We start from the raw sequence: 6,713 nt of genomic DNA, 5'->3' as shown, positions 1-6,713 counted from the left end.
GGTTTATCGGGAGCTGTATGCGGTAGCTCCGCACGTACAGTTCTAAGTAGGGGCTGGGGACAATATAAGCATGATAAAAATAATGTGGCACTATCGGGAAACCAGATAGCAACAGAGAATACGAAGCCTTATCTAAACTTATAGAGGAACCAGTCTACTCACAGGAAAACCCTTACTTCTTCTTTTCAGTTAAAGTAGATAAGTATTTATCTAATGGGGTTAAGGAAACAAATAAACAGAGCAAAGCTGCTCCTATACCCGTAACCAAAGATTCTTTCCCGGAAGCCGTTACTCCATGGCTTATATAATCTGCAATTGTAGTCCCAATAAAAGCAATAGTTGCTGCGCCATATCGCGAAGTTTGAAACTTAATTAAATCGCCATAAGAGGCTAGTAAGCTTATTAACCCGGTTCCTAATCCTGTACCAATGGCAATTTTCCAGTGGTATAGGGTAAGTACTGATAAATTTCCTTTCGTCATAGCAAGAAGGCAAGCCGTTGTGGATTGCGTTACATGACGTAGAACTATTGCAGAGCGAACTTTTATTTTTGAAATAATGGTATCCATTGGTCTTATCCTTGGTAAGAGTGAAATTCTTATATCCTTTCTAAAATCAATTAATTTGTTTGAATGTGTAGAATCAAATTATACGCTTTTACCCTTTCAAATAACCAATGTATTAAATTATAACTTGTTAATCACAATTACGCTCTGGTTAATATAGATCAAATAACTTAATCAGTAATGCGAAGTGTGGAATTGCCCCTATCAAACCATGCCACTAGCCGACCGATTTTAATCTAATAAATTGTCTTGGTGAAAGCATTTTAAGTGCTTTATGAGGAGCTGTCTCATTATAACTTTCAAACCATTGGGGCAATTGCTTCATAACTATAAGTGCATCTCTGGTATTTGAGACCCAGACAAAGTCCCGCTTAAACGTTTTAACAAATGCCTCAGCCATGGAGTACTCCCCTAAATAACCGGACCATCTAGTCATAAATAAGAACTAGTAATAAACCTAGGAATATGACTATGATTAATGCACCAGAAGTAACAGAAATAATTCACTCGAATATGAAAAGAAAGAGATGGACCCCCTTTGAAAAACAACAAATTGTAAACGAGACTTATCATCACGGAGTTTCAGTATCTTTTATTGCAAGAAAACATAGTTTGATAGGGGCAATTCCAACTCCCTTACCCCCATTAACAACAAGTAAGATATGATTAAATAGAAATACTTGCGAATATACGTCCTTTTAATGGTTAAAGACTCATTTTTTATGAGTGACAAGAGTAATAAGTTTTATCCCCCCAAAAGCCAATTTTGTAACAAACTAGAAAATTAGAATAAAAAAAGATCATTTAGTATAAAATGCATTGTTTCTTCTCAATATTAATTTTAGGAACTTTAATGAACCTATTAAAACAACAAATTATTTTAATGCAACTGCTTGATAAAGCTAAGAAACGCACTAAGAATGGGGAATTAATACATGAACTCGATGAACTCATATTAGAAATTTCACAGTATGAAACCATGGAAATGGTTATTAAAAAGATTAATAAAAAATTAGCTCACTGGGAACAGTCTTCAGATGCAAAAGAAGTAGTTAGTTTTCTTAAAAGTAAACATATCTACCGCATGTTATACAGACATCCAAAATTCAAAGGGCAAGAAAATGAGAATGATATCCTTCGCACACTACTTAAAAATGGCTATATTGGCATAGGTATTTCTGTGTTAATCATTGCTGTCTTCGCCACCACTATGTTGCTAGGTGCGCCTTTCTGGATCACAGCAATTACTAGTGGATTGTTTATTGGGTCCTCCATTTATTTAACTACTTTAGCGTATGGAGTAATCAACGACCTTTTTGCTACCCACTTTAACTTAGCTTATTTTCTGTTAGGTCACCAACCTCAACAAAAAAGCATGCTGAGAACTAATGATAAAATTGCACAAGGATTTGCTTGGGGAGTAGCAGCAACCTTTGGATTAGGTGTATTGGGTGCCATTGTGGTAACTGTTATAGCGACTGTCATAGCTTTTTTTGTGCCTATGGCTACGTTTATTTTACCGGCGGTTGTTGTCGGCATTCTTGCTGTCACGGTAGGCGCAGAGATTTTTGCTCGTTTTATAAAAAACAAATTAAAGAAATCCGAGGATGATTTAGGTGTTGGCAGCAATGAGTATCAGCGGGCAGGTTTAGAATTTATGAGCCCAACTAAAAATGACCAAGCCGCATGGTATGGTAATGGCTATAGAAATGGCTTTGGTTTTTTTGGAGTACCCTTTATTTTTATTGCTGCTGTTGTTGCATTAATAGTGCTTAGTGGCGTAAGCATGTTTTTACCTCCTATATTGTTTGTATCCCCCCTCATTGCCGTCATTCTACCCGCAGTAGTCTTACTCGCCATAGCAACTTTTATGGTAGTAGGTGGTATTTACACTTACGTCAACAGGGAAAGACATGTGGATGACCGTTGTAATTTGAACTTTGAGCATGAGGAAGTTAATTATGATTTGTATTTGGACGAGGACCAGCCTTATGCGAATCGCTTGTTGGAAAAAGCAAAAGCTAGTGAAAATAACATGATTAAAACCAGCGCGCTCAGATTCTTTTCTGCAGGTAATAGTACTAATACTGATTCTCTGGATGATAATGAAGAACAGCATTTGAATGGACAGGTTATTTTAAGCTAAGTTCTCACAATGACTGACTATGACCACGGAGGCTTTATGGCGTATGATAAGCCGCTTTGAAATATTCCCTGAAGTCAAGATGCATACCATCTAGAGATGCTGGGGTATGACAAAGATTCAGTGAGGAGATAATCTCATTGATCCTCAATTATTCAGTAAAAATAATAAAATCAATCAATTGGTTATAATAAGTCTGATTACCTAAATTAATCAGACTTAATTTTCTAGCTCGCAGCAAAATACCCTACTCTCACAATATAAAAATACCTTTAGAACGCTGTAATCCTTCTTGATTTTCACCCATGTTACTAGGGCCTGAGTGTATAAAAATGTTAATTGGCACTCAACTTTAGCCGAAAGATCTCACCTTTCAATTCAATCGTATCTCCTGAAACCATCTTTTTTCTTTTCTGTTTTTCTATTACGCCGTTTACCAACACAGTGCCCGCAGCTATCATATCCTTAGCTTCTGCTCCACTCGAGGCGATACCTTCAAATTTAAGAATTTTAAAGAGTTCAACATGATCTTTATTAATGAATACATCTTTCATATTATTTATTACTCCAGTAATTATGAGTTTTCGCAATCTTTACTTTTTATGGAAGCAAGATAAAGGGTTTCAATTTCAGTCCTTGCCCATGGTGTTTTGCGCAAGAATTTAAGGCTTGATTTGATGCTGGGGTTGGAAGAAAAACAGTTAATCTTGACTCTTTTCGCCAAGCCTTCCCAGCCATAACAAATCAACAAACTATTTAAGATAACCTCTAGGGTAATACCGTGCAGTGGATCATTATAAGTTCTGTCCATCAACTATACCTTTTTTTGTTGTACAATAGGGGTTTAGTCTAGACCTCGCTAAACTCTACTACTTCAAAATACTATTAATCAGACTTAATAGGCCGTCGAGTCAATAACAACTCGACCGCCATCTAAGATAAAATATATTGAATTCCATGATCGTGAGCTAAACGCAGTAGTTTAAGATTGGCTCCTTTGGGGTGCACCTCTCCTCTTTCCCACTTTTGATAGGTAGATGGAGTAACATTCAATATTTTAGCCATTACAGCTTGGCTAACTTTTTCTTTAATTCGCATTTTCTTTATTTCTTGTGCCTCAAGTTCTTTAACTTCACTTAAGTTAAGCATTTCTATTTCTTTAATAGTAATTGCATCCAATCGAAGATCTCTGGCTGTTTCTAACATAGCATCAATAATTTTACTCATTTTCAACCCCCACTAATGTCCCCTCTTCTATCAGCTTATCAATTTCTACATCAGAATAAGCTAACAAAGATTTAGCAACAATTTTAAATGCTTTTTCTTCATTAGAAGAAATATTACTTTTGGCATTCTTCTCAAAACCAAAAATAAAAAAACAATGTTTCCCTTTTTTGAAAGCAACGATAGTTCTGGTACTACCACTTTTTCCTCTTCCTTTGTTTGCAACACGCTTTTTAATTACACCACCACCATAATTGGCTTCATAAATTTCAATAGCAATTTCTTTAGCAGCGATGTTAAGAGATTCATCACTAACTCGATTTTTTATAGCCCATTTGTCGAAATGTTTAGTTTTTATTATTTTCATCAAAAACGCCTACTATAGTAATTATTACTATAACAAGATTTACTATACTTTACAAATATACGATAAAATAAACGGGGCGGCCTTTTGAAAAATATGATCAAAGTTGGATCAAAATTAGTGCTATTTCGTAAAGAATAAAAAATATCAATCTTTTGATATTTAAAGCCATAGCAGCAAAATAGGCTTGAATTTGTGTGTTTTCTAATCCTCTGTATTGGTACGCTTACCTTTTTCAATAGGCGTATTATTAATGTCTTTTTCTTTTAACGTTAATGAGTCAAGAGAAGCATTTGCATCAAGTAAAATGGTATCAGTCATAACGCTAGTGCCATTTAATAAGTTAGCTTTTCTGCACTGTTCAATAATTTCAAAAAAGAATTGCTCTAAAATATGCGAACCTAATCGTTTTTTAATTCGACTCAGAGAGGAATGATGAGGTGTTTTATCTTTAAGTGTTAATCTACAAAACCAGCGATAGCAAATATTATATTTAATATGATCTATTAGCTGTCTATTGGAATGTATATTAAACAAATGACCTATTAATTTTATTCGCAAGTAGAGTTCGGGAGAAATGCTAGGTCGACCTTTGTTAGGACTATAAAGTTTTTCGGTGAGTACATTAGCAAAAGAAAAATCCACTAGTTGATTTACTTTCTTCAAAAAATGGGTTTCTGGAATTAACTCTTCCAGATCCGAACCTGAAATACCATTCTTCCCATTAATTGATCCTTGCATACAAATAATCTAACTCATTGAAAATAAAATCGGATTAGATCATTTTTGGTAATTTGAGTAAAGTTTTCTCATATTTTTCAACAGGCCGGGGGGATTGTAAGTCTCAGATTTAGTATATTAGGAAGCAAGAGAGTGGCTCCTCGATGGTGAGGGGCGCGGGCGTGAGCGACCGTGGGGGGATTGGTTATAAATCAACCGTGGTAATCAAGGTACTCTAGCCCTGCTCTCGAAACGTTTGAATAGTTGCTTGGGTTCTTTTTCACCAGACACCCGCTTACAATCCTAAATACTTCACCCTTCGAGGCATAGATGTCATCATATAATAATTATATTGGTATAGATATTGGCAAATTTAACTTTATTGTTTCTATATATTGCCAAAAAAAACTCAAGAATATGTTAATGATGCTGCAGGTATTAAAGCTTTTATCAAGGAATTCAAGAAGTTACTTAGTGATGGACTCTGTATTTTAGAGGCAACAGGTGGCCATGAAATGCGGCTGTTACTGACGCTTTGTGAGCACAATTTTAAAGTACATCGAGCAGACGCGCGTAAAGTCAACCACTTTATACGCTCTTTCGGAAATGATTCAAAAACAGATAAATTGGATGCAAAAGCTCTTGCTCTATATGGCTATGAACGGGCAGGGAGGTTAGCTTTATTTACTCCACAATCCAAACAGTCATTAACATTATATGAGTTAGTTCAACGACGAAAAGATTTAAAGAAAATGCTTGTTTCTGAAAAAAATCGTTTTCAAGCGCCGAGAGCCAATGTAATTAAAGAAAGCTGCCGGATTATCATTGAGTCTATTACAAGCCAAATAATCGCAGTTACTGACGAGATCAATTTATTGATAAAAAAAGATATGACCCTGAATTTAAAAAAGGAAGTACTTAAAACAATTCCTGGAATAGGTGAAATCATAGCCAATGAATTACTTATTTTATTACCCGAATTAGGAACCCTGAATCGTCGAGAAATTGCGTCATTATCAGGCTTGGCACCAAGGGCAAATAACAGTGGTCAATTTAGTGGGGCGCGTTCTATACGTTATGGGGAGAGAGGGAATAAAACCTGCTTTATTTATGGCAGCTATGGCCGCTAGAAATTCCAATTCAAGCCTTAAAACATTTTATGAGCATTTGGTTTCATCAGGAAAAAAGAAAATGATTGCTCTTACTGCATTGATGCGAAAAATTATTGTGATTGCCAATGCACGATTAAAACAGGCCATTTCAATCCCTGGTTTTGTAAAAATAGAGGAATGAATTAATAGATAAACATAGTTGATTACCTTTTCATGGATTGAAACCCTCTAGCAGGATAAATAAGCCGCTTTAGTTTTCCGTGATCTGATTCAAGTCGGTTATTACGATATTTAATTTGGTGATGTTCTACTCGTTGAGAGAGGCTTCCTTCTTGTTTCAATTCTCTAATCGCTTGGTTGTAAGCTGGGTTTTTATCCGTATTAATAACAGAAATATTGCAGCTTGGGTTATTTTTAATAAGCTTTTTCAGAAATCGTTTAGTCGCTTTTGCATTACGCCGGTGGGACAAATAAAAATCAATCGTATTGCCATTTTCATCAATTGCTCGATAGAGGTACTTCCATTCCTCCTTTAATTTTTATGTAGGTCTCATCCAAGTGCCATCGATTGGAGTAGCGTTTTTC

Annotated in this window: 9 protein-coding genes and 2 pseudogenes; 3 read left to right on the top strand and 8 right to left on the bottom strand. The window is 35.5% G+C overall.

Annotated elements, in window-relative coordinates; all coding sequences use genetic code 11:
- Positions 1-172: 172 nt before the first annotated feature.
- Positions 173-568: a hypothetical protein gene (locus tag Lnau_RS03240; RefSeq protein WP_058503719.1), complete on the bottom strand. Its 396-nt coding sequence runs from the start codon at positions 566-568 to the stop codon at positions 173-175.
- 214 nt (positions 569-782) lie between these two features.
- Positions 783-965 (bottom strand): annotated as a pseudogene (locus tag Lnau_RS03235) (integrase core domain-containing protein); the annotation flags it as partial.
- 65 nt (positions 966-1,030) lie between these two features.
- On the opposite strand from Lnau_RS03235, the gene Lnau_RS16945 reads away from it, so the two are divergent.
- A complete protein-coding gene (locus Lnau_RS16945) occupies positions 1,031-1,231 on the top strand; it encodes a transposase (protein WP_083503765.1) in 201 nt (66 codons plus the stop codon).
- Between the two features lie 187 nt (positions 1,232-1,418).
- The gene (locus tag Lnau_RS03225; RefSeq protein ID WP_058503716.1) at positions 1,419-2,711 is read left to right on the top strand and encodes a hypothetical protein; all 1,293 of its coding nucleotides are present in this window, start codon (positions 1,419-1,421) and stop codon (positions 2,709-2,711) included.
- 332 nt (positions 2,712-3,043) lie between these two features.
- Here the strand turns inward: Lnau_RS03225 and Lnau_RS03220 are convergent, their stop codons facing one another.
- The 5 genes from Lnau_RS03220 to Lnau_RS03200 all read right to left on the bottom strand — a co-directional run bounded on the left by Lnau_RS03220 (position 3,044) and on the right by Lnau_RS03200 (position 5,037).
- Positions 3,044-3,262, bottom strand: coding sequence for an RNA-binding S4 domain-containing protein (locus tag Lnau_RS03220; protein ID WP_058503715.1), 219 nt, complete (start codon positions 3,260-3,262; stop codon positions 3,044-3,046).
- A 20-nt stretch (positions 3,263-3,282) separates the two neighbouring features.
- Positions 3,283-3,519 carry a VF530 family protein gene (locus Lnau_RS03215; RefSeq protein WP_058503714.1) on the bottom strand — a complete coding sequence of 79 codons (237 nt, stop codon included), beginning with the start codon at positions 3,517-3,519 and terminating at the stop codon, positions 3,283-3,285.
- Between the two features lie 122 nt (positions 3,520-3,641).
- On the bottom strand, positions 3,642-3,935 hold the full coding sequence (locus tag Lnau_RS03210) for a helix-turn-helix domain-containing protein (protein WP_045094735.1): 294 nt from the start codon (positions 3,933-3,935) through the stop codon (positions 3,642-3,644).
- A complete protein-coding gene (locus Lnau_RS03205; RefSeq protein WP_058503713.1) occupies positions 3,928-4,299 on the bottom strand; it encodes a type II toxin-antitoxin system RelE/ParE family toxin in 372 nt (123 codons plus the stop codon). The genes Lnau_RS03210 and Lnau_RS03205 overlap by 8 nt, the downstream gene beginning before the upstream one ends.
- A gap of 201 nt (positions 4,300-4,500) precedes the next feature.
- Positions 4,501-5,037: an IS1182 family transposase gene (locus tag Lnau_RS03200; RefSeq protein ID WP_058503712.1), complete on the bottom strand. Its 537-nt coding sequence runs from the start codon at positions 5,035-5,037 to the stop codon at positions 4,501-4,503.
- Between the two features lie 309 nt (positions 5,038-5,346).
- Here Lnau_RS03200 and Lnau_RS03195 point away from each other — a divergent pair.
- A pseudogene (locus Lnau_RS03195) lies at positions 5,347-6,309 on the top strand (IS110 family RNA-guided transposase).
- 22 nt (positions 6,310-6,331) lie between these two features.
- Here the strand turns inward: Lnau_RS03195 and Lnau_RS03185 are convergent.
- The gene (locus Lnau_RS03185) at positions 6,332-6,610 is read right to left on the bottom strand and encodes a DDE-type integrase/transposase/recombinase (protein ID WP_238585911.1); all 279 of its coding nucleotides are present in this window, start codon (positions 6,608-6,610) and stop codon (positions 6,332-6,334) included.
- Positions 6,611-6,713 lie beyond the last annotated feature (103 nt).

The sequence above is a fragment of the Legionella nautarum genome (genome assembly GCF_001467895.1).
GTDB lineage: Bacteria > Pseudomonadota > Gammaproteobacteria > Legionellales > Legionellaceae > Tatlockia > Tatlockia nautarum.
This window is presented reverse-complemented; position numbering and strand designations above follow the sequence as displayed.